Origin of the sequence: Actinophytocola sp., from assembly GCF_035942955.1 — a bacterium.
In the GTDB taxonomy this organism is placed as follows: domain Bacteria; phylum Actinomycetota; class Actinomycetes; order Mycobacteriales; family Pseudonocardiaceae; genus DASYTH01.
Map to the genome: position 1 here is coordinate 1 of NZ_DASZCQ010000192.1, position 24,925 is coordinate 24,925.

At 71.6% G+C, this 24,925-nt stretch carries 23 protein-coding genes; 12 read left to right on the forward strand and 11 right to left on the reverse strand.

Going from position 1 to position 24,925, the window contains the following annotated elements; translation table 11 throughout:
* Nucleotides 1–734 (forward strand): homogentisate 1,2-dioxygenase (locus tag VGX25_RS18900; protein ID WP_326919143.1); only part of this gene is annotated, 734 nt, incomplete at its 5' end.
* Between the two features lie 248 nt (nucleotides 735–982).
* Nucleotides 983–2,035, forward strand: a complete 1,053-nt coding sequence (locus VGX25_RS18905) for a CapA family protein (RefSeq protein ID WP_326919144.1) — start codon at nucleotides 983–985, stop codon at nucleotides 2,033–2,035.
* 6 nt (nucleotides 2,036–2,041) lie between these two features.
* On the opposite strand, the gene VGX25_RS18910 is transcribed toward VGX25_RS18905, so the two are convergent.
* The gene (locus tag VGX25_RS18910) at nucleotides 2,042–3,859 is read right to left on the reverse strand and encodes a DUF2207 domain-containing protein (RefSeq protein WP_326919145.1); all 1,818 of its coding nucleotides are present in this window, start codon (nucleotides 3,857–3,859) and stop codon (nucleotides 2,042–2,044) included.
* Nucleotides 3,860–4,089: 230 nt separating this feature from the next.
* Between VGX25_RS18910 and VGX25_RS18915 the strand changes: the two genes are divergently transcribed.
* The 4 genes from VGX25_RS18915 to map all read left to right on the forward strand — a co-directional run bounded on the left by VGX25_RS18915 (nucleotide 4,090) and on the right by map (nucleotide 10,208).
* The gene (locus VGX25_RS18915) at nucleotides 4,090–6,288 is read left to right on the forward strand and encodes a PQQ-dependent sugar dehydrogenase (RefSeq protein WP_326919146.1); all 2,199 of its coding nucleotides are present in this window, start codon (nucleotides 4,090–4,092) and stop codon (nucleotides 6,286–6,288) included.
* A gap of 14 nt (nucleotides 6,289–6,302) precedes the next feature.
* Nucleotides 6,303–8,534, forward strand: coding sequence for a PQQ-dependent sugar dehydrogenase (locus VGX25_RS18920; protein WP_326919147.1), 2,232 nt, complete (start codon nucleotides 6,303–6,305; stop codon nucleotides 8,532–8,534).
* 105 nt (nucleotides 8,535–8,639) lie between these two features.
* Nucleotides 8,640–9,404 (forward strand): DUF2470 domain-containing protein, encoded by a 765-nt coding sequence (locus VGX25_RS18925; RefSeq protein WP_326919148.1) that lies wholly within the window; start codon nucleotides 8,640–8,642, stop codon nucleotides 9,402–9,404.
* 36 nt (nucleotides 9,405–9,440) lie between these two features.
* A complete protein-coding gene (gene map / locus VGX25_RS18930) occupies nucleotides 9,441–10,208 on the forward strand; it encodes a type I methionyl aminopeptidase (RefSeq protein WP_326919149.1) in 768 nt (255 codons plus the stop codon).
* 3 nt (nucleotides 10,209–10,211) lie between these two features.
* Here map and VGX25_RS18935 read toward each other — a convergent pair whose 3' ends face one another.
* Together VGX25_RS18935 and VGX25_RS18940 are read right to left on the reverse strand one after the other, a co-directional pair.
* Complete coding sequence (locus VGX25_RS18935) at nucleotides 10,212–11,858, reverse strand: ricin-type beta-trefoil lectin domain protein (RefSeq protein WP_326919150.1); 1,647 nt, start codon at nucleotides 11,856–11,858, stop codon at nucleotides 10,212–10,214.
* Nucleotides 11,859–11,916: 58 nt separating this feature from the next.
* Entirely contained in the window at nucleotides 11,917–12,381 is a 465-nt protein-coding gene (locus VGX25_RS18940; protein ID WP_326919151.1) for a PPOX class F420-dependent oxidoreductase, read from the reverse strand.
* Between the two features lie 42 nt (nucleotides 12,382–12,423).
* On the opposite strand from VGX25_RS18940, the gene VGX25_RS18945 reads away from it, so the two are divergent.
* A complete protein-coding gene (locus VGX25_RS18945) occupies nucleotides 12,424–13,236 on the forward strand; it encodes a CPBP family intramembrane glutamic endopeptidase (RefSeq protein ID WP_326919152.1) in 813 nt (270 codons plus the stop codon).
* On the opposite strand, the gene VGX25_RS18950 is transcribed toward VGX25_RS18945, so the two are convergent.
* Nucleotides 13,233–13,652: a hypothetical protein gene (locus tag VGX25_RS18950; protein ID WP_326919153.1), complete on the reverse strand. Its 420-nt coding sequence runs from the start codon at nucleotides 13,650–13,652 to the stop codon at nucleotides 13,233–13,235. The genes VGX25_RS18945 and VGX25_RS18950 overlap by 4 nt on opposite strands.
* 73 nt (nucleotides 13,653–13,725) lie before the next feature.
* Between VGX25_RS18950 and ligD (VGX25_RS18955) the strand changes: the two genes are divergently transcribed.
* Both ligD (VGX25_RS18955) and ligD (VGX25_RS18960) read left to right on the forward strand, forming a co-directional pair.
* Nucleotides 13,726–15,183, forward strand: a complete 1,458-nt coding sequence (gene ligD, locus VGX25_RS18955) for a non-homologous end-joining DNA ligase (protein ID WP_326919154.1) — start codon at nucleotides 13,726–13,728, stop codon at nucleotides 15,181–15,183.
* A complete protein-coding gene (ligD, locus tag VGX25_RS18960; protein ID WP_326919155.1) occupies nucleotides 15,173–16,105 on the forward strand; it encodes a non-homologous end-joining DNA ligase in 933 nt (310 codons plus the stop codon). Before ligD (VGX25_RS18955) ends, ligD (VGX25_RS18960) begins: the two co-directional genes overlap by 11 nt.
* 87 nt (nucleotides 16,106–16,192) lie before the next feature.
* Here the strand turns inward: ligD (VGX25_RS18960) and VGX25_RS18965 are convergent, their stop codons facing one another.
* Nucleotides 16,193–16,750, reverse strand: a complete 558-nt coding sequence (locus tag VGX25_RS18965) for a DM13 domain-containing protein (RefSeq protein WP_326919156.1) — start codon at nucleotides 16,748–16,750, stop codon at nucleotides 16,193–16,195.
* Between the two features lie 61 nt (nucleotides 16,751–16,811).
* Here VGX25_RS18965 and VGX25_RS18970 point away from each other — a divergent pair, with 61 nt between their 5' ends.
* Nucleotides 16,812–18,050, forward strand: coding sequence for an arginine deiminase (locus tag VGX25_RS18970; protein WP_326919157.1), 1,239 nt, complete (start codon nucleotides 16,812–16,814; stop codon nucleotides 18,048–18,050).
* Nucleotides 18,051–18,096: 46 nt separating this feature from the next.
* Entirely contained in the window at nucleotides 18,097–18,657 is a 561-nt protein-coding gene (locus VGX25_RS18975) for a hypothetical protein (RefSeq protein WP_326919158.1), read from the forward strand.
* 113 nt (nucleotides 18,658–18,770) lie between these two features.
* Here VGX25_RS18975 and VGX25_RS18980 read toward each other — a convergent pair whose 3' ends face one another.
* Genes VGX25_RS18980 through VGX25_RS18990 form a run of 3 tightly spaced genes read right to left on the reverse strand, consistent with a single transcriptional unit; the run spans nucleotide 18,771 to nucleotide 21,876 of the window.
* On the reverse strand, nucleotides 18,771–19,907 hold the full coding sequence (locus VGX25_RS18980) for a GNAT family N-acetyltransferase (protein ID WP_326919159.1): 1,137 nt from the start codon (nucleotides 19,905–19,907) through the stop codon (nucleotides 18,771–18,773).
* A gap of 40 nt (nucleotides 19,908–19,947) precedes the next feature.
* The gene (locus tag VGX25_RS18985; protein WP_326919160.1) at nucleotides 19,948–21,480 is read right to left on the reverse strand and encodes an alkaline phosphatase D family protein; all 1,533 of its coding nucleotides are present in this window, start codon (nucleotides 21,478–21,480) and stop codon (nucleotides 19,948–19,950) included.
* A gap of 12 nt (nucleotides 21,481–21,492) precedes the next feature.
* A complete protein-coding gene (locus VGX25_RS18990; protein ID WP_326919161.1) occupies nucleotides 21,493–21,876 on the reverse strand; it encodes a hypothetical protein in 384 nt (127 codons plus the stop codon).
* A 105-nt stretch (nucleotides 21,877–21,981) separates the two neighbouring features.
* On the opposite strand from VGX25_RS18990, the gene VGX25_RS18995 reads away from it, so the two are divergent.
* Entirely contained in the window at nucleotides 21,982–22,512 is a 531-nt protein-coding gene (locus VGX25_RS18995) for a ferritin (RefSeq protein ID WP_326919162.1), read from the forward strand.
* Here VGX25_RS18995 and VGX25_RS19000 read toward each other — a convergent pair whose 3' ends face one another.
* The 3 genes from VGX25_RS19000 to VGX25_RS19010 all read right to left on the reverse strand — a co-directional run bounded on the left by VGX25_RS19000 (nucleotide 22,513) and on the right by VGX25_RS19010 (nucleotide 24,920).
* Nucleotides 22,513–23,052 (reverse strand): hypothetical protein, encoded by a 540-nt coding sequence (locus VGX25_RS19000; protein ID WP_326919163.1) that lies wholly within the window; start codon nucleotides 23,050–23,052, stop codon nucleotides 22,513–22,515.
* An 85-nt stretch (nucleotides 23,053–23,137) separates the two neighbouring features.
* Nucleotides 23,138–24,079, reverse strand: coding sequence for a DUF5926 family protein (locus VGX25_RS19005; RefSeq protein ID WP_326919164.1), 942 nt, complete (start codon nucleotides 24,077–24,079; stop codon nucleotides 23,138–23,140).
* A 22-nt stretch (nucleotides 24,080–24,101) separates the two neighbouring features.
* Nucleotides 24,102–24,920 carry a glycerophosphodiester phosphodiesterase family protein gene (locus VGX25_RS19010; RefSeq protein ID WP_326919165.1) on the reverse strand — a complete coding sequence of 273 codons (819 nt, stop codon included), beginning with the start codon at nucleotides 24,918–24,920 and terminating at the stop codon, nucleotides 24,102–24,104.
* Nucleotides 24,921–24,925: the final 5 nt, after the last annotated feature.

Here is a 24,925-nt window from a genome sequence, read left to right on the forward strand (position 1 = left end):
ACGTCGTGCTGCCGACCTCGTGCACCTACCGGGTGGTGCCGGAAGGCGAAATGCGGCTGCTGATCCTGGAGGCGACCGGCCACATCGGGCCGCCGAAGCGCTACCTGAGCGCCAAGGGCCAGTTCCTGGAGCACGCGCCGTACTGCGAACGGGATCTGCGTGGGCCTTCGGAACCGCTTCTGGCGGACGGTTCGGACGTGGACGTCTTCGTCCGGCACCGGGCCGGGCTGACCAAGTTCACCTACGCGCATCACCCGTTCGATGTGGTCGGCTGGGATGGCTGCCTGTACCCGTGGGTGTTCAACATCCGCGACTTCGAGCCGATCACCGGCCGGGTGCACCAGCCGCCGCCGGTGCACCAGACGTTCGAGGGCCCCAACTTCGTGGTCTGCTCGTTCTGCCCCCGCAAGGTCGACTACCACCCGCTGGCCATCCCGGTGCCGTACAACCACGCCAACGTCGACTCCGACGAGCTGATGTTCTACGTCGGCGGAAACTACGAGGCGCGCAAGGGATCCGGGATCGGCATCGGCTCGCTGTCGCTGCACCCGTCCGGCTTCACCCACGGCCCGCAACCCGGCGCCGCCGAGGCCTCGATCGGCGTGGACTACTTCGACGAGACCGCGGTCATGGTCGACACCTTCCGCCCGCTCGAGCTCGGCGAGGGCGCCGCCGCCTGCGAGGACCCCCGCTACGCCTGGACCTGGTCCCAGCGCGGCCCCGACTGGAGCTAGCGGCGCTGGCTGGAGTACCCGACGCTGGTCACGGGCCCGGCAGAGTCGAGTGCTGTTCATCGTCGCCCGGGTACCTACGCGCGCGCCGTCGAGCAGGGTGCTATCAAACTTTGGTCAAACTCAACGCGGCCGACCGGCCGCCGGCGCGCCGCTCAGATCGGCCCGGTGCTCCCGCGAAGGGTCGCTGTCCGGCGAGACGTCGGCGTCGGCTCGACCGCGAGCGCTCGGCGCGCCGTTACCCTTGCGCGGTGCGCCGTCTTGGTCTCGTTCTTGCCGCCGCCTTGCTGGCCGGGTGCTCGACGGCCGCGCCCGGGGTGCCGGGGCCGGTGGCCGGGGCGGGCGGCGGCGGCGGTTCGGCGCCGGGTCGGCCGCCCGGTGAGGTGGTGCTGACGATCGCAGGGGACGTGCATTTCGCCGAGCGCACGACCGCCCTGCTCGACGATCCTGGCATGGCGTTCGGGCCGATCGCGGAGGTGCTCGCGGCCTCGGACATCGCGATGGTGAACCTGGAGACCGCGGTGACCACGCGCGGCACCGCCGAGCCGAAGCGGTACCTGTTCCGCGCCCCGGCCGCAGCGTATGCCGCGGTCAAGGCCGCCGGGATCGACGTGGTGTCGTTGGGCAACAACCATGCCCTCGACTACGGCCGCGTCGGGCTTGCCGACTCGCTCGAGCATGCCAGGAAGGCCGGGGTGCCCGTGGTGGGCGCGGGTGAGAACGCCGACGCGGCGTTCGCGCCGTGGATCACCGAGGTGAACGGGACGACGGTGGCCGTCATCGGGATCTCCCAGGTGCACGAGCTGGAGAAGACGTGGTCGGCCACGGACTCGCGCCCCGGGGTCGCGCACGCCCGGGATGCGGAGCGGGCCGTCGAGGCGGTGCGGGCGGCGGCCGGCCGGGCCGAGCTGGTGGTCGTCTACATGCACTGGGGTAAGGAGGGCAGCGACTGCCCCACCGCGGAGATGAAGGCGTTCGCGACGACGCTGGCCGGCGCCGGCGCCCACGCGATCGTCGGCACGCACGCCCACCTGCTGCTCGGTGACGGCTGGCTGGGCCGCACCTACGTCGCCTACGGCCTCGGCAACTTCCTGTGGTGGTGGAACGACGCCCACTCCAACGACACCGGGGTCCTGCGGATCACCGTGCGGGACAACAGGATCGCCCGCACCGAGCTGGTCCCGGCCTATATCTCCCGGGACACCGGCCAGCCCCTCCCGGTCACCGGGCCCGAGGCGGACCGCATCACCGCCAAGTTCGCCGCCCTCCGCGCCTGCACCGGCCTGGCCGCCGCATCGTCCTAAGTGGAGCTACCAGGAACCGGCGCCGCCGCCACCGCCGCCGTCGCCGCCACCGCTGCTGCTACTACTGAAGCCGCTGCTCCCGCCGCTCCAGCCGGACGAGGAGCCGGTGCTCGAGCTGACGCTGATCGGTGAGGAGTCCACAGTGGAGGCAAAGGCGGGGTAGCTGTCGAACATGACCGGACGGTCGGACGGGCCCTGGTACCACCCGCTCGGCTCGGCGGCGCCCACCGCGGCGAACTTGCGCGTCCAGTGCTCGGCGAGGCCGAACGCCTGAGCGTAGGGCAGGTAGCGATTGAAGATCGCTTGACGCTCCTCGGCGGCGAGCCGTTCCGCCTCGGCGGTCTCGATGTACCGCCGGAAGTCCAGCACCTGGGCCAGCATCGCCGAGCCGACCGCGGTACGCCCGACCAACCACCGGCTCGGCAGCATCAGCAGCACGAGCACGGTCAGCGTGAACGGCACCCAGAACCACGCAAGGCCCTGATCGAACAGCCAGATCAGCGCGAACACCGACAGGAACAGCAGCGCGCCGCCGTACTTGCGGAACGTGTTGCGCCGCGGATCCCGTACGAACCACCGGCGGTGGACGGCCTCGTCCATCAGCCGGCCGGGCAGCTGACCCAGCGCGTGCCGGAACCCCATCCCGTCCTTGCGGCGGCGGCGCAGGGTGACGGGACCGCCCAGCGCGCCGAGGATCCCGCTTTCGTAGCCGGCGACCACCCCGTCGCCCTCGCCGGTCCGAGCGATCCGGAAGCCCTTCGGCAACTGGGTGACGGTCAGGTGCCCGCGCACGGCCAGATCGGTGACCGCCGCGGAGACCGCGTGCCGGTCCGCCTTCTTGCGCATGATCACCCCGCACAGCGCGGGCGGCACCTTGTCCGGCGGGTCGAACCGGACCGCGGCGGCCTCGCGCTGGGCGAACAGGCGGCGCTTCTGCGGTGCCTTCGACGGGTGATCGGGCAGCAGACCCGGGATGACCCCGGCGAAGTAGCGATCCCGGCCGCGGTAGAACGCCACGCCGAGCACCACAGCGCCGAGTGCGAACAGCGCGACCGTGCCGGCCACCGCGAGACCGGGGATGCCGCTCTCCCGCCCAGGGTGCCGGAGGTTGTCCCAGAACATGCTGACGTAGTCCCGCTTGGCCCGGACGATCGGCGGCGGCACCGTCACGCCGTCCGGCAGCGCGGCGGTGACCGTCACCGCGGACAGCGCCTCGATGCCGTCGGCGGCGAACCGCGCGGTGTTGCCCTCGACCCGAGCGACCGCGCACGGCGTGCCCCGGGCGCCGACCACGCAGCGCACCCGGTCGATGGGGCCGGGCGCGGTGACCGTCACCTCGGCGTGGTCGACCGGGACCTTGCTGTCCTTGCCGAGGGCGTTCCAGAACAGCTCCGGCCGGCCGGCCGGGGCGTTGAGCAGGCCCCGGATCCGGTAGCCGAGCTGGTAGTCGTGGTCGCCGGTGATCTCGCGGTGCTCGTCGCCGACGCGCAGGATCCAGTTCTCGTCGGCGCCGGACGCCTCCTCGTCGCGCACGAACGGCACCGGCCGTCCGTCCATCGTGGCCGTGTCGCCATCGATCTCCAGCGTCCGCGCGTCGTGGGCGTCCAGCGGGTAGTACAGCGGGATGAACCGGAAGATCCCGTGCCGCGGCTCGTCGAAGTGGTACCGGATCCGCTCGGTGACGGCCACCGTCCCGTCGGCGCCCACCTCGGCGTGCACGACGTAGCTGAGCATGCGCTCCCCGCCCTGCTCGGCAGCGGTGGCCGCCGGGGCGGCCAGCACCAGCAGGACGACGCCCGCGAGTAAGCCGACAAGCCTGGTCATGGCAGCTTTATCGCGTACAGCGCGGCAATCCGAACGGCCAGGGGGCGACGAGCGGGATCACGCCGCCCGACCCAAGGACATCACCTGTTCAGCCCACTGGCCGGGCGCACCCGAAATTCCGCGAAACGAGCCTTGAGCTGCGGACGATTCTCATGCAGTCATCCGAGCGTGAGCCGGGGCGCGCGGCATAGGGCCGATCGGGTGATGCCCGCCGGATTTGAGGACGCGCCGTGTCTGGATGCTTACGCCGCCTGGGGATCATCGCCGTCACCGTCGGTCTCGTCGTGGTCGGACCGACCGCCACCCCGGCCAGCGCCGCCGTGCCGCCCGGGTTCACCGACTCCCTGGCGATCGGCGGGCTGACCAACCCGACCGCCGCGGTGTTCGCCCCGGACGGCCGGGTGCTCATCGCCGAGAAGAGCGGGATCATCAAGAGCTACGACTCGCTGGCCGACACCACCGCCACGGTGTTCGCCGACCTGCGCCCGCAGGTCTACGACTTCTGGGACCGCGGGCTGCTCGGCCTCGCCGTCGACCCGCAGTTCCCCGCCGACCCCTACGTGTACGCGCTCTACACCTACGACGCGCTGCAGTGGAACGACGCCTGCCCCACCCCGCCGGGCGCCACCGGCGACGGGTGCCTGACCTACGGGCGGCTGTCCCGGCTGACCATGGGCGCGGGCGGTGTCTCCGTCGGCGAGCAGGTGCTGGTCACCGACTGGTGCCAGCAGTACCCCAGCCATTCCATCGGCACCGTCACCTTCGGCCCGGACGGCAAGCTGTACCTCGGCGGCGGCGACGGCGCGAGCTTCAACTTCACCGACTACGGCCAGGTCGGCAACCCGTGCGGCGACCCGCCCAGCCCGGCCGGGGTGAACCTGGCCCCGCCCGACGCGCGCGGCGGCGCCCTGCGCTCGCAGTCGCCGCGGCGGCCGGCCGGGGAGCCGGTCACGCTGGACGGGACGATCCTGCGGTACGACCCGGACACCGGCGCCCGGTCGATCATCGCCTACGGGATGCGCAACCAGTTCCGGTTCGGCTTCCGCCCCGGCACCGGCGAGCTGTGGGTCGGCGACGTCGGCTGGAGCACCTGGGAGGAGATCAACCGCATTCCCGATGCCACCGACGCGGTCGTGGAGAACTTCGGCTGGCCATGCTACGAGGGCACCGGCCGGCAACCCGGGTACGACGGCGCCAACCTGACGATGTGCGAGTCGCTGTACGCCGCCCCCACGCAGGTCTCGCCGTACTACGCGTACAACCACTCGGCCAAGGTCGTCCCCACCGACCCGTGCCCGACCGGCGGCTCGGCGATCTCCGGCATCGCCTTCGAGAACGGCACCAGCAACTATCCGGCCGCCTACACCGGCGCGCTGTTCTTCGCCGACGCCTCGCGCGGCTGCATCTGGGCCATCCCGCGCGGCGCCAACGGCCTGCCCGACACCGCCGCGATCGTGCCGTTCGTGACCGGCGTGGCCACCCCGGTGCAGACGCTCATCGGGCCCGGCGGCGACCTGTTCTACGTCGCGCTCGGCGCCGGCCAACTGCGCCGGGTGCAGTACCCAGGCGGGCCCAACCGGCCGCCCGACGCGGTCGCCTCGGCCACGCCGACCTCCGGCGTCGCGCCGCTGACCGTGCAGTTCGACGGCACCCGGTCCACCGACCCGGACGCCGACCCGCTGACCTACGCCTGGGACCTGGACGCCGACGGCGCGTTCGACGACTCCGCCTCGGCCCAGCCCGGCTTCACCTACACCCAGGCCGGCGTGGTCAACGCCGCGCTGCGGGTGACCGACCCGGACGGGGCGAGTGACACCGCGACCGTGCCGATCACGGTGGGCGCCTCGTCGGATCCCAACCCGGTGCCGGTCATCGACACGCCCGCCGCCGGCCTGCTCTGGCAGGTGGGCCAGGTCGTGCCGTTCTCAGGGCACGCCACCGACGGGCAGGACGGCGCCCTTGCGGCGTCTCGGCTCAGCTGGCAGCTGACCCTCCAGCACTGCACCGGCCCGACCAACTGCCATGCCCACGTGGTCCAGAGCTTCCCAGGAGTGGCAACGGGTTCGTTCACCGCGCCGGACCACGAGTATCCGTCCTATTTGGATCTGACGCTGACGGCCACCGACTCCGACGGCAACACCGCGTCCACCACCCGCCGGCTGGATCCGCGCACCGTGGTGCTGACCTTCACGTCCAGCCCGAGCGGCGCGCTGCTGGTCGTCGGTGGAACCTCGGCCACCGCGCCGTTCACCCGCACGGTGATCGTCGGGTCGAACAACTCGATCAGCGCGCCAAGCCCGCAGGTCCTCGGCGCGCAGAACCGCCAGTACGACTTCCGGAAGTGGTCCGACGGCGGCGCGCAGACGCACAACATCATCGCGCCGGCGGGCGCGACGACCTACCAGGCGACCTTCAAGCAGACCAGATGATGAGGAGTGAATCGTTGTCGGGTAAAAGACGTGGGCTGATCCTGTCCCTCGCGGTAGGCGTGGTCGCCGCCGGGCTGGCCGCGCTGCCGTCCACAGTGGCCGGTGCGGTGGTCCCGCCCGGGTTCTCCGACACCGCCGTGATCACCGGACTGACCCAGCCGACGGCGGCCGCGTTCGCGCCGGACGGCCGGGTGTTCATCGCGGAGAAGAGCGGCATCCTCAAGGTGTTCGACTCGCTGACCGACACCACGCCCACGATCGCCGCCGACCTGCGTCCCGCCGTGCAGGACTTCTGGGACCGCGGCCTGCTCGGCCTCGCCCTCGACCCGCAGTTCCCCACCCGGCCGTACGCCTACGTCCTGTACAGCTACGACGCGTTGCCCGGCGGCACCCACCCGCGCTGGGGCGACCAGTGCCCGACCCCGCCCGGCGCGACCGACCAGGGCTGCGTGATCACCGGCCGGCTGGCCAAGCTCACCCTCGACGCCACCGGGGTGTCCACCAACGAGCAGGTGCTGATCACCGACTGGTGCCAGCAGTACCCGAGCCACTCCATCGGTTCGGTCGTGTTCGGACCGGACGGCCAGCTGTACGTCGGGGGCGGGGACGGCGCCAGCTTCAACTTCGCCGACTACGGCCAGGTCGGCAACCCGTGCGGCGACCCGCCCGGTGCGGCGGGAACCAACCTGAGCCCGCCGACCGCCCGGGGCGGGGCGCTGCGCTCGCAGTCGCCGCGGCGCCCGGCCGGCGAGCCGACCACCCCGGACGGGACGATCCTGCGGGTCCACCCGGACACCGGCGCCCGGTCGATCATCGCCTACGGGATGCGCAACCAGTTCCGGTTCGGCTTCCGGCCCAACACCAACGAGTTGTGGGCCGGTGACGTCGGCTGGAACACCTGGGAGGAGATCAACCGGATCCCCGACGCCACCGACGCGGTGGTGGAGAACTTCGGCTGGCCGTGCTTCGAGGGCACCGGCCGGCAGTCCGGCTACGACGACGCGAACCTGACCCTGTGCGAGTCGCTGTACAGCGGCGGCGGGCAGACCGCGCCCTACTACGCCTACAACCACAGCGCCTCGGTCGTGGCCGGCGACGGCTGCCCGACCGGCGGCTCGTCGATCGCCGGCATCGCGTTCGAGAACGGCAGCAACTACCCGGCCGCCTACGCCGGCGCGCTGTTCTTCGCCGACGCCTCGCGCGGCTGCATCTGGGCCATGCAGCGCGGCGCCACCGGGCAACCCGATCCCGCCCGGCTGGTGGCGCTGTCCACCGGCGTCGGCACGCCGGTGCACCTGTCGATCGGGCCCGGCGGAGACCTGTTCTACGTCGCGCTCGGCGCCGGCGAGCTGCGCCGGATCAGCTACCCGGGCGGCACGAACCGGCCGCCGACCGCGGTCGCCACCGCCACCCCGTCGGCCGGTCCCGCGCCGCTGACCGTGCAGTTCGACGGCACCCGGTCCACCGACCCGGACGTCGGCGACACCCTGACCTACGCATGGGACCTCGACGGCGACGGCGCCTACGACGACTCCACGGCCGCCCGACCCAGCTACACCTACATCCAGCAGGCGCTGGTCACGGTCGGCCTGAAGGTGACCGACCCGGCCGGGCTGTTCGCCACCACCACGGTCCAGGTGGCCGTGGACGACCCGCCGACGCCGCAACCCGTGGTCACCATCGACGACCCGACCACGGCGCTGCGCTGGCAGGTGGGCCAGACCGTGCCGTTCTCCGGGCGGGCCGCCGACGCCCAGGACGGCACGCTGCCGCCGTCGGCCCTTTCCTGGCGGCTGACCCTGCAGCACTGCACCACGGCGACGAACTGCCACGCCCACGTCGTGCAGAGCTTCCCGGGTGTGGCCTCGGGTTCGTTCGTCGCGCCCGACCACGAATATCCGTCCTATTTGGACCTGACGCTGACCGCGACGGACTCCGACGGCAACTCGGCGAGCACCACGGTGCGGCTGGACCCGCGGACCGTGGTGCTGAACTTCACGTCGAACCCGAGCCAGGTCCTGCTCACGGTCGGCGGCGTCAGCCAGCGGACCCCGTTCAGCCGCACGGTGATCGTCGGTTCGAACAACTCGATCAGCGCCCCCAGCCCGCAGAACGTGCCGCCGCTGAACCTGCGCTACCGGTGGGTGCGCTGGTCCGACGGCGGCGCCCAGACCCACAACATCACCGCTCCGGCGAGCACCGCGACCTACCAGGCCACATACCAGTGGTGCGCCCTGGGCTGCTGAGGTTGTCCCCAGGCTGTGGACAAGTCTGGGGATAATCGAACGTCTGTTCCTGGTTCGCCATCGGGTCCAACTTAGGTTAGCCTAAGTTGGACCTGGAGGTGATTCGTGGCGCGTCGCCCGCCGACACCATGTCCGGGCGAGCGTGCACGCACCATCGCGGCGCTCGGGCCGGCCACGCTGCTGCTGCCGGCCGAGGACGCCAGGCAGCCGGACAAGGTCGCTCCGCTGCTGCACCACGTGCACGCCGACGGGGTGGTGACCGCGCTGCTGCCGGACGACCACGAGCTGGTCGCCGCGGCGCGCGAGCAGCCGGCCGCGATGGCCGAGATCGTGGACCTGGCGCCGGTTCCGCTGCGCGAGCCGGTCCGCGGCCTGCTGTGGATCACCGGCTGGCTACGGGCGGTGCCCGCCGCGGCCGCGCGGGAGATCGCCGTGCGGCTGGCCGAGATCAGGGCCGACCCGCGGCTGCTCGACCTCGGGCACGGCGCGGCCATGGTGCGGCTGAGGCCGGCGTCACTGGTGCTGGCCGACGGCGAGGGCACGCATCCGGTACGGCCGGACGACTTCCTCGCCGCCGAGCCCGACCCGTTCTCCGCCCAGGAGGCGGGCTGGCTGCGGCACCTCGAGCTGTCGCACACCGACGTGGTCGGCATGCTTGCCCGGCATCTGCCGGAGCCGTTGCGCGGCGGGCACATCCGCCCGCTCGGGCTGGACCGGTACGGGCTTCGACTGCGGGTCGAGGCGCTGGACGCCGACCACGACGTGCGGTTAGCGTTCTCGCACCCGATCGGTACCCAGAGGGAGCTGGCCGTCGAGCTGAGGCGGCTGGTCGGCTGCCCGTTCCTGGCCGCCGCTCGGCAGGCACCGTAGTGCCTGACGGTCGCTCAACCCCGAGGGACTCTCCGCATGGTCGAACTGAAAACCGCCGACGAGCTCGCCGTGATGCGTGAGGCCGGCCGGATCGTCGCGGCCGCGCTGGCCGCGGTCCGCGCCGAGGCCCGCGCCGGCGTCACGCTGCTGGAGCTGGACGCCGTGGCCGCCGACGTGATCCGGGGCGCGGGCGCGACGTCGTCGTTCCTGAACTACCACCCGAGCTTCGCGCCCACCCCGTTTCCCGGCGTGATCTGCGCGTCGGTCAACGAGGTGATCGTGCACGGCATCCCGGACGGCTACCGGCTACGCGACGGCGATTTGGTCAGCATCGACTGCGGCGCCTGCCTGGACGGCTTCCACGGCGACTCGGCGATCACATTCACCATCGGCCCGCCGAGCTCGGCCGACGCCACCCTGATGAAGAACACCGAGGCGGCGCTGGAGGCCGGCGTGGCCGCGGCGCGACCCGGCGGTCGCCTCGGGGACGTGTCGGCCGCGGTCGGCGAGGTCGGCCGGGGCGCCGGCTACGGGATCCCGCAGGGCTTCGGCGGCCACGGCGTCGGCCGCCGGATGCACGAGGACCCGTCGGTGCCCAACGAGGGGCGGTCCGGGCGAGGGCTGCCGCTGCGCCCCGGCCTGGTGATCGCCATCGAGCCGATGTTCATGGCCGGCGGCCGGGACCGGTTCGTCACCAAGCCCGACGGCTGGGCGCTGTGCACGGCCGACGGCAGCCGGGCGGCCCACTTCGAGCACACCGTGGCGGTCACCGAGAACGGCCCGGTGGTGCTCACCGCGCCCTGAGGGTCAGGACGGTTCGGTGTGCCACTGCTGCAGCCAGTGGCCGGCACAGCGCCGCACCGTCAGCAGGGCTCCGGCCGTCTTCGTCTCCGGCTGCAGGCACTGGCTCAGGTCTTGGCCGGAGTGGATCCGGGTCCAGGAAAGCCCGCTCGCCTCGCCGAGGTTCTCGACCACCCACTCCATGACCGGACGGTCCTGACAAGGCTGCCAGCGCACCTCGGAAGAGGCCGGTCCGGCGAGGGCGAGACCCAGGCAGCTCCCGTCCGGTCCGACGATGAACCGCGCGCAGCCGTGCGCGGTCTTCCTCGCGGGCCGCAGCGCCAGCAGCGGGCCGGCCTCACCCAGTGTCGGTGGATCTCCAGCGGCAACCGCGAGGCCGGACTCATGGTTCCGCAGCCGGCCCGGCGACCGACTCCCGCAGCCGCCATCGGCGATCGACGGATACCGTTCGATCGTCCATTCCACCGCGCCATCCGGCGCCGCCGTGCACGGGGACTGGAAGATCTGGATGTCCCGGCCCGGGTCGCCGTCCTGCGGTGCCATGCACATTCCGGTGTTGCGGTTCTCGACCAGTACCGTGTCGGATCCCCGGACGCCGACCCGCCGCAGCCGCCATTGTTGGCGGTCATCCCGCGGGTCGCAGCGCTGGAAATGCTGCTCCTGACCGGGTGCGCCATCGGCCGCCAGGCACAGATCGGCACGGATACTGCTACGAATAATCCAGCCGTCGGCCAGCGGCGCCAGCACCAGCGTATGACCGGGGTTGTCGGAGCCGGCGCAGTCCCATTGGTAGATGTCCTCGCCGAGGCGTTCGGAGTTGTCCGGATGACTGTATGCGCCATTCCGGGCCACGCACTTTCCGGTCTTCCTGCTGACCAGTTTCGCGACGAACTCCGCTTCGTGGGGGTAGTCGCCGCCGATCCGAACGCCCGCGGCGCCGACCGCCGGCCGGTCGGTGCGGCCATCGGCGGCCAGCCAGGACACCAGCAGCGCCGACACCGCCACGACCGCGATCGCGCGGGCCGCCGCGGCTGGCCGCGGCACGGGCCTTCCGCTTCGGTGCGGCGGGTAGGGATCGTCCGGCCTGGCGACCCAACCCGTGGCGGTGGTTTCCTTGACCCGCACGGGAACCGGGCGGTATGTCGCCGAGTCGACGGTCTCGCTGTGGCAGACGACGTCGTCGTAGAACCAGCCCGACGCGATGAGGACGAGCACGCCGCGCGACTCGGCGAGGGCCGCCTTGACCGGGGTCGCGTCGAGGAGCCGGAACGCGAAATTGAGGGACGCCCCGGCGAAGCCGTGATCGTCCGCATGGATCTCCCCCGCGTGCAGCACCATACGCAGCCTGATCCGACTCCGCGGATCCTGCCCGGCGTTGTGTTTTTCCAACGCTTCCACCAGCGCGCCGGGCAGATCTTCCACGAATTGCGCCTTGGGGATCTCGGCCGGCGCCAGGATCATGACCCCGTCCCCGCGGTCTTCATGATCGATTTTGTGCCACGGAATACCGGCGACGCGAAACGCCTCCTGAAGCGCGCGATAGAGACCGTCGCGGATGGCAACCTGATGAGGACTTTTCCGGCGCGGATCACCGAACCCCTCGACGTCGACGATAAGAATGGTTCGGTGCACCGCGCGTTTCGAACTCGCCATTCGACCGCGCCTCCCACCGCCGAACCATACCGTTGGTGGCTCGACTGCGCGCCCGGGGTCAGGCGTCGACTCCCGGTGGGAAGCCGCCGGTGGCGACCGGGCCCCAGTCCTGGATGGTGATCCGGATCAGGCACTTGCCCTGCCGGCGCATGGCCTCCCGGTACTCGTCCCAGTCGGAGTGCTCCCCGGCGATCACCCGGAAGTACTCGACGAGCGGTTCGAGCGCCTCCGGCAGCTCCAGCACCTCCGCGGTGCCGTCGACCTGCACGTAGGGCTCGTTCCAGTCGTCGGACAGCACGCATACCGACACGGCCGGGTTGCGCTTGAGGTTGCGGCACTTGGCGCGCTGCGGGTAGCTGGCGACGACGATCCGGCCCTCGGCATCCAGCCCGCAGGTGACCGGCGACAGCTGCGGCCGCCCATCGGCCTTCGCCGTCACCAGGATCGCGCGGTGGCGGGGCCGGATGAACTCGGCGAGGCCGGTCGCGTCGACGATGTCCTCGGTCGCGAACTTTCCTGTCACGGGTTCACTCTGCCACCTCCGGGCGGCCGGTACCGTGCGAGCGTGCGCACGCTGCTGCGGTCGTGGCTGATCCCGGAGCGGACCGGCGGCCCGGAGCCGATCACCGACCCGGCGCGGCGCCGGGTCGTCGTCATCGAGCTGGCCATCGTGTTCGCGATGACGCTCGGCCTGTCCGGCGCGCGCAGCCTGCTGTCGCTTGTGGACTCGCTGGTGCGGCCGGAGCCGCTGAGCCAGCAGTCGGTGGCGCTCAACGTCCCGCAGGCCACGGTCGACCTGATCGACCTGCTCAAGCAGCTGCTGAGCGCGCTGCAGCTGTTCACCTGGGGCGCGCTGGGCCTGTACCTGTTGTGGCGGGCCGGGTTCCGGCTGGCCTCGATCGGCATCGACCGCACCGACCCGCGTCGCGACCTTCGGCTCGGCGCCGGGCTGGCCCTGCTGATCGGCGTCCCCGGGCTCGGCCTGTACCTCCTCGCGTACCACCTCGGCGCCAGCCTCACCGTCCTTCCGTCCACTTTGGATGACACGTGGTGGCGTCCGGTCGTGCTGACCATCTCGGCCGCGGCGAACGCCTGGGCCGAAGAGGTCCTGGTGGTCGGCTACCTGATCTCCCGGCTGCGCCAGCTCGGCCGGGGCGAGAACGCCGCGCTGCTGGTCTCCGCGGTGCTGCGCGGCTCGTACCACCTCTACCAGGGCTTCGGCGGCTTCCTGGGCAACCTGCTGATGGGCCTGATCTTCGGCCGGCTGTGGCAGCGCACCGACCGGCTCTGGCCACTGGTCATCGCGCACACCCTGCTCGACGTGGTCGCCTTCGTCGGCTACACGCTGCTCCGCGACCGGGTCGGCTGGCTGCCCTAACCGGCGAGCAACCCGATCCCGACCGACACCACGCCGAGCGTCAGGGCGGCGGCGCCGGCGCCGATCAGCCAGACGAACCGGTTCGGCCTGGTGATCTCGCCCGTGCCGATCAGTGCGGAGGCCGCGAAGCCACCGGGGATCAGGATGGCCGCGACCGGGACGCCGAGCCGGCCGGTCCAGCCGAAGAACCCGGTCAGGCCGGCCGCGTCGGACAGCAGCAGGCACAGCAGGCTCAGGATGACCAGCACGCCGGCATGCGCGTGCATGGCCCGGGCGAAGGCCTTCTGGAAGTCGGTGAACCCGAACTGGCCGCGGTGGATGCGCAGCAGGAAGTTGCCGCCGAACTCGACGGTCACGATGGTCAGCAGCAGAACGCCGGCGATGTAGCGGCTGGCGTCGGTGAGCGCGAGTGTCATGACCCGGGACGTTACATCGTTTCATAACAGCGTTTCAATACTCTGACCCGTACTTTCGGACACAATGAGGGCAATGGGTGATCTCGGCGAGTACCGCAGGAAGCGCGACCCGCGCCGCACACCGGAGCCGGTGCCGGCGCAGGACGCGCTGCCGGCGGGCAACGACGACACGTTCGTCATCCAGGAGCACCACGCCCGGCGGCTGCACTGGGACGTGCGGCTGGAGCGCGGCGGGGTGCTGGTCTCGTGGGCGGTGCCGAAGGGGCTGCCCGAGGTGCCCGGCGACATCCGGCTTGCCGTGCACACCGAGGACCACCCGATGGAGTACGCCACGTTCGAGGGCACGATCCCCAGGGGCGAGTACGGCGGCGGCCGGATGTTCATCTGGGACCGCGGCCGGTACGAGACGATCAAGTGGAGCGAGCGCGAGGTCCAGGTCGTCTTCGACGGCGGGCGGGTCAAGGGCAAGTACACGTTCTTTCGCAGCGGCCGCGACGGCAAGGACTGGATGGTGCGGCGCTCGGACCCGCCGCAGCGGTCGGATTGGGAGCCGCTGCCCGAGCTGCTCGAGCCCATGTTCGCCGTGCCGGGCGTGCTTCCGGCGCCCGACTCCGACGAAAGCTGGGCGTACGAGTTCAAGTGGGACGGGGTGCGCGCGCTGGCCAGGGTGGAGGGCGGGCGGCTGCGGCTGCACGCCCGCAAGGGCAACGACATCACCGCCCGCTACCCCGAGCTGCGGCTGCTCGGCGAGGAGCTGGGCAGCACGCAGGTCTGGCTGGACGGCGAGATCGTCGCACTGGTGGACGGGCGGCCCACCTTCTACGCGCTGCAGAGCCGGATCCACGCCGAGGGCGAGCGGGCGATCCGCCGGGCGATGGCCGAGGTCCCGATCACCTACCTGGTCTTCGACGTGCTGCACCTGGAGGGCCGGTCCTGCCTCGAGCTGCCCTACGCCGACCGGCGCCGGCTGCTGGAGGCGCTCGAGCTGTCCGGGCCGCACTGGCACACCGCGCCCAGCTACCCGGGTGAGGGCGCCGCGGTCGTCGAGGCGGCGCGGGAGCAGCGGCTCGAGGGCGTGATCGCCAAGCGGCTGTCCTCCCGGTACTTCCCGGGCCGGCGCTCGGCGGACTGGATCAAGATCGCCGAGATCCGCCCGGTCGAGGTCCTGGTCGGCGGCTGGCGGCCGGGCGAGGGCAAGCGGTCGGACACGCTCGGCTCGCTGATGGTCGGGGTGCGCACCGCGGCCGGGCTGCGCTACGTCGGCCAGGTCGGCACCGGGTTCACCGAGGAGGTGCTGCAGGCGCTGATCGTTCGGCTGCGGTCGCTCGAGCGCAAGACCTCGCCGTTCGTCAACGAGGTGCCGCGGGACCGGTCGAAGGGGGCCCACTGGGTGCGTCCCGAGCTGGTCGGCGAGGTGGAGTTCCTCAACTGGACGTCGGACGGCCGGATGCGCGCGCCCCGCTGGCGGGGGCTGCGCTCGGACAAGGACCCCGAGGACCTGGAGATCATGGAGCTGCCCGATGGCCGGTGAGAACGTGCTCGTCGCGGTCGAGGGCAGGCGGCTCCAACTGTCCAACTTGGACAAGGTGCTGTACCCGTCGGACGGGTTCACCAAGGGCGAGGTGATCGACTACTACTCCCGGGTGGCGCCGGTGCTGCTGCCGCACCTTGCCGGCCGGCCACTGACCATGCGCCGCTACCCCGACGGCGTGGATGGCCAGTCGTTCTACGAGAAGAACGCCGCGCGGCACGCCCCGGACTGGGTGCGCACGGTCACCGTGGACACGCCGGGCAGCTCGACCGGCGCCGAGACCCTGGACTTCGCCGTCGTCGACGACCTGCCGACGCTGGTGTGGGCGGCGCAGATGGCCTCGCTTGAGCTGCACATTCCACAGTGGACGGTCGGGCCGCGGGGCGGGCGGAACAACCCGGACCGGCTGGTGTTCGATCTGGACCCGGGCCCGCCGGCCACCATCGTCGAGTGCTGCCGGGTCGCGTTGCTGCTGCGCGAGAAGCTGCGCGCCGACGGGCTCGAGCCGGTCGCGAAGACCAGTGGCTCCAAGGGAATGCAGCTCTACTGCACGGTCACCACCACCGCGCCCAAGCAGGCCTGGGGCTACGCCAAGGAGCTGGCCGAGCAGCTCGCCGCCGAGCACCCTGGCCTGATCGTCGCCAGGATGGCCAAGAACCTGCGCCCCCGCAAGGTGTTCATCGACTGGAGCCAGAACCACGAGTACAAGACCACGGTCGCCCCGTACTCCCTCCGGGCCCGCGAGCGGCCCACCGTGTCCACCCCGATCACCTGGGCCGAGGTGGAAAGCTGCCGGGAGCCGGGAGACCTGGTGTTCACCGCCGACGACGTGCTCGACCGCGTCGACGAGCACGGCGACCTCTTCAAACCCTTGCTGCGGAAGAAGAACCCGCCCAAGCTCACCGCGTTGAAGTCAAGGTGAGGGCCGAGCCGAAAGCACTACTCGTCGCTGGCGGCCGGCGGTGGCCGGACACCGACCCGTCGGCCCGGCCTCGGCGCCGGGAAGCCCTCACAGAGTCAACGGCGCCGAGCCGAAAGCGACGTTGAACCGGTCGCACCAGATGACCGCGCTGCTGATCCCGTTGAGGTCGGCGTCGGCCGGGATCGGGTAGTTCTGGTTGCCGTCGGTGGCCTTCATCTCGCCGAGCGCCACGTAGCGCCCGTCGTCGAAGCTGCCCCAGTCGCCGCCGGCGGGCTGGTCGGTCAGCCACACGTGCACGTCCGGTCCGTCCGATGTGGAGAAGTTCTCCAGGCGCAGCACCCGGGACCCGTCGGCCAGCTTCAGCACGCGCGCCGTGCCGCGGGTGGCGTGCTCCCCGTCGACGAACGCGCCCTCGGCGAGCACCTCGTTCTGCGGTGGGGCCGCGGGCTTCGCGGCCGCGCTCGTCGGGTCCTCGGCGGGCTGGGCCGGCTGCTCGATCCGGGGGGCGGCGACCGGCTCGGCCTCGTCGACGTGGCTGCTGGTGAACGCCCGCCACGGCTCGAACACCAGCAGGCCGACGACGAGCCCGACCGCCAGAACGGACAGCACGGCCCAGGTCACCGGGCGACGAAGCAATCGGCGCATGCGTCCATCGTGCCCGGTCCACCCGCGACATGGCCTTACCAACTGGTTACGCTCGAACCTCGTGACAGCCCAGCCCGCCCCGGAGCTCACCGCCGAGCACTGGCCGGCGCCGCGCGCCGACAGCGAGGTGGGGCCGCTGCGCGCGGTCCTGCTGCACCGCCCCGGCGCCGAGCTCAAGCGCCTCACCCCGCGCAACAACGACCAGCTGCTGTTCGACAGCATCCCGTGGGTCGGCCGGGCCCAGGAGGAGCACGACGCGTTCGCCGACGTGCTGCGCGCCCGCGGCGCCGACGTGCTGCTGCTGTCCGACGCCCTGGTGACCGCGCTCGGCGACGAGCGCGCCCACGCCGCGGCGGCCAGCACCGCCGTCGACCACCGCCGGCTCGGCAACGAGCTGGCCGAGGCGCTGGCCTCCTATCTGTCCACTGTGGACGCTTCGGCGCTTGCCGACGTGCTGATGGCCGGCATGACCTTCGAGGAGCTGCCCGCCGCCGAGGGCGCGTCCCTGGTCCGCAGGATGCACCACCCGCACGACTTCGTCGTCTACCCCCTGCCCAACCTGCTGTTCACCCGCGACTCCTCGGTCTGGATCGCCGACCGCGTGGCCATCGCCTCGCTCGCCATGCCGGCCAGGACCAGGGAAACCGCGCTCCTCGACCTGATCTACGCCTACCACCCCCGGTTCCGCACCGCCGGCCGCGCCTACGGCGCCCACTCCGCCCCCGTCGAGGGCGGCGACGTCCTGCTGCTCGGCCCCGGCGTCCTGGCCATCGGCGTCGGCGAGCGCACCACCCCCGCCGGCGCGGAATCGTTGGCGCGCTCGGTCTTCTCCGACGGCCTCGCGCACACCGTCCTGGCCGTGCCCATCGCCCAGGACCGCGCCACCATGCACCTGGACACCGTCTGCACCATGGTCGACCGCGACGCCGTGGTCATGTACCCCGCCGTCCGCGACACCCTCCAGGCCTACCCGCTGCGCCCCGACGGCATCGACGGCGTCCGCGTCGACGGCCCCGTCCCGTTCCTCGAGGCCGCCGCCACCGCCATGGGCATCGACCGGTTGCGGGTGATCGACACCGGCCTGGATCCGGTGACCGCCGAACGCGAACAATGGGACGACGGCAACAACACCCTCGCCGTCGCCCCCGGCGTCGTCGTCGCCTACGAACGCAACGTGGAAACCAACGCCAGACTGGAAGAGGCCGGCATCGAAGTCCTCCGCATCGGCGGCTCCGAACTGGGCACCGGCCGCGGCGGCCCCCGCTGCATGTCCTGCCCCATCACCCGCCTGCCGGTCTAACCGACCAGGTCATCAAGAGCGTCGGACCCCGGCCGATGCTGCCCCGGTGAACTTGCACGTGTTCGTCGATGAATCCCCCCGCGGCAGTCAGTACCTCCTGGCCGCCGCCTTGCTACGCCCCGGCGACCTTGCCTCGACCAGAGCCCTGATGCGCAGCCTCACGGTGGCCGGTGCGCGCAAGGTGCACTTCAAGCACGAACGAGACTCGATCAAGAAGGACATCGTCGCCGCTCTGGTCTCCGCACGGGCGAGAGCACGGGTCTACCTGGGCTGTGGCGAACCCGAGACGGTTGGCGAACTTGTGCTGCGTGCACTGGTCACCGATCTTGCATGGGCGGGCATGCGCCGGATCGTCCTCGATTCCCGCGGGCAGGAGCGGGATCAGGTGGACCGCCGCATCATTCGGTCAACCCTGGTCGCGGCGGGCATCGATACGGAGACCGTCACGTACGAACATCTGCAGTCCCACGAGGACCCGGCACTATGGGTGGCCGATGCCGTCGCGTGGTGTCACGGAGCCGGCGGCGATTGGCGGCGACGCATCGGCCCGATGGTGGAGTCGGTCGTTGATCTCGGCCCGGCAGATCGGCGGTCATCGACACGGTAGACAGCGCGAAGCCCGGGCGCTGGGCGTCCACCCAGTCCTGCCCGGGCTCACTTCCTCGGCCTAGTGGCCTCGGCTACCAACACCATACACCCATGACGGCGCAGGATGGCCGGTCATGGCTGCCAGGAGGGGTTTATCACCTGATAGAGGACCTCGTCGTCGAAGTCGGACTCGCCGAGGGAGAAGGCGGTGGGGTTGGTGCAGACGTGGGTGAAGCCGGCTTGCTCGGCGGCGTGGCGGGAGGCGGTGTTGGTGGCGGCGGTGCTGATGGTGATGCGGCGTTTGCCGAAGCCGCCCGCGGCGACCGGGCGGAAGGTCCAGTCGACGACGGCGCGCAGGGCCTCGGTGAGGATGCCGCGGCCGCGGGCGTCGGGGTGGATGACGTAGCCGGGTTTGACCTCGGTGTCGTCGAGGCCGGCGAGGTCGAACAGCTGGATCCGGCCGAGGGGCACGTCGGTGGAGCGGTCGGCGATGATCCAGTTGATCGTCGCGCCGGCGGCGGCCTGCTCGCGGATGCGCAAGACGCACGCCGCGGGGGTGGGTGGGCGGGCGGCGGGGATGCGGCCGGCCCAGTGGAGGCTGCGCTCGTCGTGGATCATCTCGAAGAGGCGGCCGGCGTCGGAGTCGACGACGGGGCGCAGCCGCAGGCGGTCGGTCTCGAGGACGGGCGGGTCGTACCAGACGGTCTTGGGCTCGCGGGTGTCGGTGGCGCGCAGCGAGCCGAGCCAGGTGTCGCGCCGCTCGCCGCGCTGCACCTTGAGCTCGGCGACGGTGCCGTCGAAGCTGAACCCGTTGGCCCACACCGCCTTGCGCGACCCCCAGTTGCCGACGAAGGCGTACCAGAGGATCACTTCGAGGTCGCGCTCGGCGAACCCCCAGTCCACGATCAGCTTGATCGCCCGGCGGCAGACGCCGCGGCCGCGCGCCCCGGGGTGCACCGAGAAGCCGATGTCGGCCACCCCCTCCTCCCCCGGCAGCAGGCCGATGCCGCCCGCGCAGCGGCGCACGCCGTCGTGGTGCTCGGCCTCGATGGCGAACACCAGGTTGGTGCCGGTCTCCCAGCCCTCCGGGGCGGTCTTGGTGATCCAGATGATCGCGTCGTCGCGGTTGTACGGGCTCGGAATCGTCGTCCACGCAACGGTTTCCGGGTCGACGCAGTTCTCGACGGTCGGGTCCAGGTCGTCCAGGGCGTACGGGCGCAGGGTCACCACGCCGTCGGTGAGCACCGGCACGTCGTCGGGGTAGGCCATGCCCCATCGTCGGCATGGCCGCCCGACGCCGCAAACGGGTTTACGGCTCCTGGACGCCGGGTTGGCCGTCCAGCACCACGAAACGCTTGCGGACCGAGAGGGTCACGTTGGCCGGGTTGCGCTCGCGGACCGAGGACACCTTCATGAAGTCGGCGGTCAACTGACCGGCATTGGCGGTCACCCGGACGTAGCCGCGGTGGTTGCCGACGTAGTACAGGTGCGGGTTGTTCGGGATCTGCGGCGAGACGTTCTCGGTGGCGTCCCCGCCGCTGGTGACCGAGGTGGTGACCAGCTCGGTGCCGACGAACGGTGAGCTGTGGTTGAAGTAGTTGAGCCGCAGGTTGTTCGCCCAGTGCCGGTGCACGTCTCCGGTCAGCACCACGGGGTTGCGCACCCCGCGGTCCACCCAGCCCTGGGTGATCCGCTGCCGGCTGGCCCGGTAGCCGTCCCAGGCGTCGGTGCTCACGTCGCAGGTGCCCGAGGCGCCGTCGGTGTCCCGCTGGGCGAAGAACACCTGCTGGCCGAGGAAGTCCCAGCGCGAGCCGCCGGCGGCCAGGCCGTCGAGCAGCCAGGTCTCCTGGGCGGCACCGGTCAGCGTGCGGTCGGTGCGGGCGATCTCCGTGCAGTTGCCGGCCGGCGCCTGCTTCCACCGGTACTGCCGGGTGTCCATCATGTGGAAGCGGGCCAGGGTGCCCCAGGAAACCCTGCGGTACAAGGGAATCGCGGAGTTGACCGGCTTGGCCGCCTTGGGCAGCGGCATGTTCTCCCAGAAGGCCTGGAACGACGCCTGCTTGCGGGCGGCGGTGACGTCGGAGCTGACGCCCCACCAGTTGTTCTTCAGCTCGTGGTCGTCGAACACGACCAGCCACGGCGCGGCGGCGTGCGCGGCGTTGATGTCCGGGTCGGTGCGGATCTGGGCGTACCGCAACCGGTACTCGCCGAGCGCGTCGACCTCGTCGAAGTCGACGTACCAGCGCACCCGGTTGGCCGCGGCCATGCCGGAGGCCTTCTCGTACATGTAGTCGCCGAGGAACAGGATCAGGTCCGGGTCGTTGGCGGCCATGAACCGGTGCGCGTGATACCAGCCTTCCTCGTAATGCTGGCAGGACGCGAAGGTGAACTTCAGCGAGGACGGGGTGGCGCCGGCGGCGGGCGCGGTCCGGGTCCGGCCGACCGGCGAGATGAACCCGTCGGCCCGGAACCGGTAGAAGAACTCGGCGCCGGCCGGCAGCCCGCGCGGCTCGGCGTGCACGCTGTGCCCGTCGGCCGGGACCGCGGTCTCGGTGCCGGACGCGACGACGTTGGTGAAGGCCTGGTCGGTGGCCACCTGCCACTCGACGGGGACGTTGCGGGTGCCCATCCCCCCGCCGATGTCCAGCGGGGCGGTGGCCAGCCGGGTCCACAGCACCATGCCGTCCGGCCGGGGATCGCCGGAGGCCACGCCGAGCCCGAACGGGTCGCGGACCGCGGCCACCGCCGGCGGGCCGGACGCGCTCGACGAGCCGGACAGGGCGACGGCGCCACCGGCGGCCAGGCCGGAGACAAGGAACAGGCGGCGGTTCAGCTTGTTCATGATCGGTCTCCTTCAGGCGTAGTCGGTGATGGTGGCGCCGCAGGTGCTGAGCAGGACTTCCTTGGGACCGCCCTCGCCGAGGCAGACGCGGTAGGTGACCCAGGCCCCCTCCGGGAACTCGAGGTTGGCCGTGACGCTGGTGCCGTTGCCGTTGGAGTTCCAGATCAGGTGGGGGCCGGAGCCGTCCGGCAGCCAGTACAGGGCCACGGCCGAGTGCCCGTCGGCCAGCTGGTCGAAGACCGTGAACACCTCGCCGTACGAGGTGAACGTCGCCCGGCCGGCGCAGCCGGCGTCCGCGGTGCACCGCGAGCTGTCCGCGGCCGCGGCCGACGCGCCGGCCATGGTCAGGATGCCGGCGGCCGCGGCGATGAGTAGGGCCTTGCGAGCGGTGGGCATGGGCGCCTCCTCGAGCAGGGTTGTCGTTAGGCATTTTCGAAGGAGGAGGGCCTTCAGTGGAAGAGCAACGTCTTCACAGTCGGCGATCGACTGTATGTTGACGCCATGATGAGCAAGTTCCACCAGGCACTGCAGGAGCAGGTGCGCAACGAGTTCACGGCGTCGCAGCAGTACCTGGCGCTCGCCGTCTGGTTCGACGGGGAGGACCTCCCCCAGCTGGCCAAGCACTTCTACCGGCAGGCGCTGGAGGAGCGCAACCACGCCATGATGATCGTGCAGTACCTGCTGGACAACGACATCCAGCCGACGATCCCGGGGGTCGGCGAGGTGCGCAACAACTTCAAGGACGCCGCCGAGCTGGTCGAGCTGGCGCTCAACCAGGAGCGGGCCGTCACCGACGAGGTGATCGGGCTGGCCAAGACCGCCCGCGACGAGGACGACTACAAGGGCGAGCAGTTCATGCAGTGGTTCCTCAAGGAGCAGGTCGAGGAGGTCGCGCAGATGACCACGCTGCTCAACGTGGTCCAGCGCGCCAACGGCAACCTGTTCGACGTGGAGAACTTCCTCGCCCGCGAGTCGGTCGGCGACGGCGGCTCCGACTCCCTTGCGCCCCGCGCCGCGGGTGGCGCGCTCTAGCTACTCGGCGCAGGGCTGGTCCGCCAGATGCAGGATGATGTCCGACACGTGCTCGTGGTCGGAGAAGCCGAGTCGGTAACGGGCCGCGGGGTTTCCGGGGACCTGAACGGTGAGGGCACCGAACTCGGGCAGAAGGTCGAGCCGGAGGTCCGGGTAAACCTCCTTGACCCGCTCGGCGGGCCAGCCGATCTTCACGCCCTCCGCGGTCCGCACCCGCTCTTCCGGAGCGATCGCCTCGACGCCCCGGTCCGGCGAGATGAACACGCGGCCGACCCGCTTTCCGCGCCGGTACAAATCGTAACTACGGCAGGGCGGGTCCGGCGGCTGGTCCTCCCGGACATATCCGGCCGCCCTGGCGTCGGCGAAGGTCATTCCCAGCTGGAGTCCGCCGTAGCCGTTCGGGCCGAGGATCCGCGGCGAGACCTTCGCCGGCTGCGACGGGTGGCTCGTGGTGTCGGCGCCGGCGTCCGCCCACCCGACCGCGAGCCCGACAATAATGGTAAAAATTGCACCAGAAATACGCCTGGTAAACCTGTTCATTTTGATGGTCCTATCCTGAGCCCCTGCGTCCCTTGAGACGTGCGGATCAGCGACAGGTTGCCACGAAAATGCCTCGGAATATCGATCAACGGATGGTGATCTGGCGGCCGAGCAGGCCGTCGCGGGCGCGACGCTCGTCCGCGGTGAGCGGCTCGGAGTCCAAAGAGGACAGTGCATCGGCGAGCCGGGCGCCCAGCGCGGCGACGGGCTCTTGCCACTCCCGGGCGTGCGACTCGGGGTCGAGGTCCCAGACCGGGACGAGCAGGCCGTGCGCGCGGAACGAGCCGGCGTACCGGGAGCCCTCGCCGAGGGCCAGCTCACCGCGCGCGGACAGCCGGGCAAGGGCGGCCAGCAGGCGCTCCTCCGGCTCGGGACGCACCCAGCGCAGGTGCGCCTTGTCCCCGGCGTTCACCCAGTAGGCGGCCGGCCCGATCCGCTCGGTCGGCAGGATCGCGCCGTTCGCCCGCTCGAGGGACAGCGCCACCTCGCCGGTCGGCTCCGTGTCCGGGGGCATCCACCAGGAGAAGTCGGGGTGCAGCTGGGGCTCGATGGCCCCGTCGGCGGCCAGCAGGTCCTGCAGCCGCGCACCGTCGGTGTCTTCGGCGGCGTCGACGATCGGCAGCACCTGGCCCGGCTCGGCGGACAGCGCCCACCGGATGGCCCTCGCCACGTCCCGGCTCACGTCGCTGGACCGGGTCTGCACCTGCATCCCGATCAGCGCGGCGCCGTCGTTGCGGACCACGGCCGCGGCCGCCATCGGCAGCACGGTGCCGAGCGACACCTGGCGGTCCGCCGGGCCGGCAAGGGGGAGCGGCGCGGTCGCCGACGGCACGAACTCGCGCAGCGCCACCAGCTCGCACTCGCCGGCCAGTCCGTCGAACGGGCGCGCCACCGGGACGTCGGCCGCCCCGCCGGACGCGCCGTGACACGCCTTGTACCGCTTGCCAGAACCGCAGGGGCAGGCCTGGCGCGGGTTGATGCCGGACGGGTCCCTACGGGCCTGCTTGCCGGCGGATCGCTTGGACACGGGGGCTCCTTGTCGACCTGGCTTACCGGGCCGCGACGTTACCGGCTGCGCCGCCGTCGAGGATGGCGCGGGTGGCTCCCGGGGCGTTGGTGGCCAGGAACCGCACCCCGATGCGCTGGCAGAGCAGGATGTCCGCCGCGTCGTCCACGGTCCAGCAGTACGTGTCGTGGCCGCGGTCGGCGGTTCGCGCCACGTAGTCCGGGTCGGCCCGCAGCGCCTCGATGCTGGGCCCGGCGTAGTCCGCCGCAGGCGGCAGCGTGGCGTCCCGGCGCAGCCGCGCGAGCGGGCCGAGCAGCAGCACGGTCGGCAGCGTCGCCGAGTGCCGCCGGACCCGGCCGACCGCCCTGGCGGAGAACGACATCACCACGACCGGAGACTCCTCTTTGGACGGTGGGGCGGCCAGCCCGTACCGGCGCAGCAGCGCGATCAGCTTGGCCTCCACGAGCCCGGCGTAGCGGACCGGGTGCTTGGTCTCCACGAACAGCCGGGCCCCGGTGTCGACGACGAGCGCGAGCAGGGCCTCAAGGGTGAGCAGCCGCTCGGGCTTGGCCGTGCGGTGGGTCAGGACGAGATCGTCGGCGTGCTCCGGCGGCTCGGCGTGCCAGCCGCCGTAGTCCAGCTCGGCCATGCGCTCGAGGCTGAGCGTGCTGACCACGCCGCGGCCGCTCGACGTGCGGTCCACCCGGCGGTCGTGATGGCACACCAGGTGCCCGTCCCTGGTCAGGCGGACGTCGCACTCCAGTCCGTCGGCCCCCTGCTCGAGCGCGAGCGCGTAGGCGGCGAGCGTGTGCTCGGCTCGGTGCGCGGACGCGCCCCGGTGCGCGACGACGTCGGGCAACACGCCCG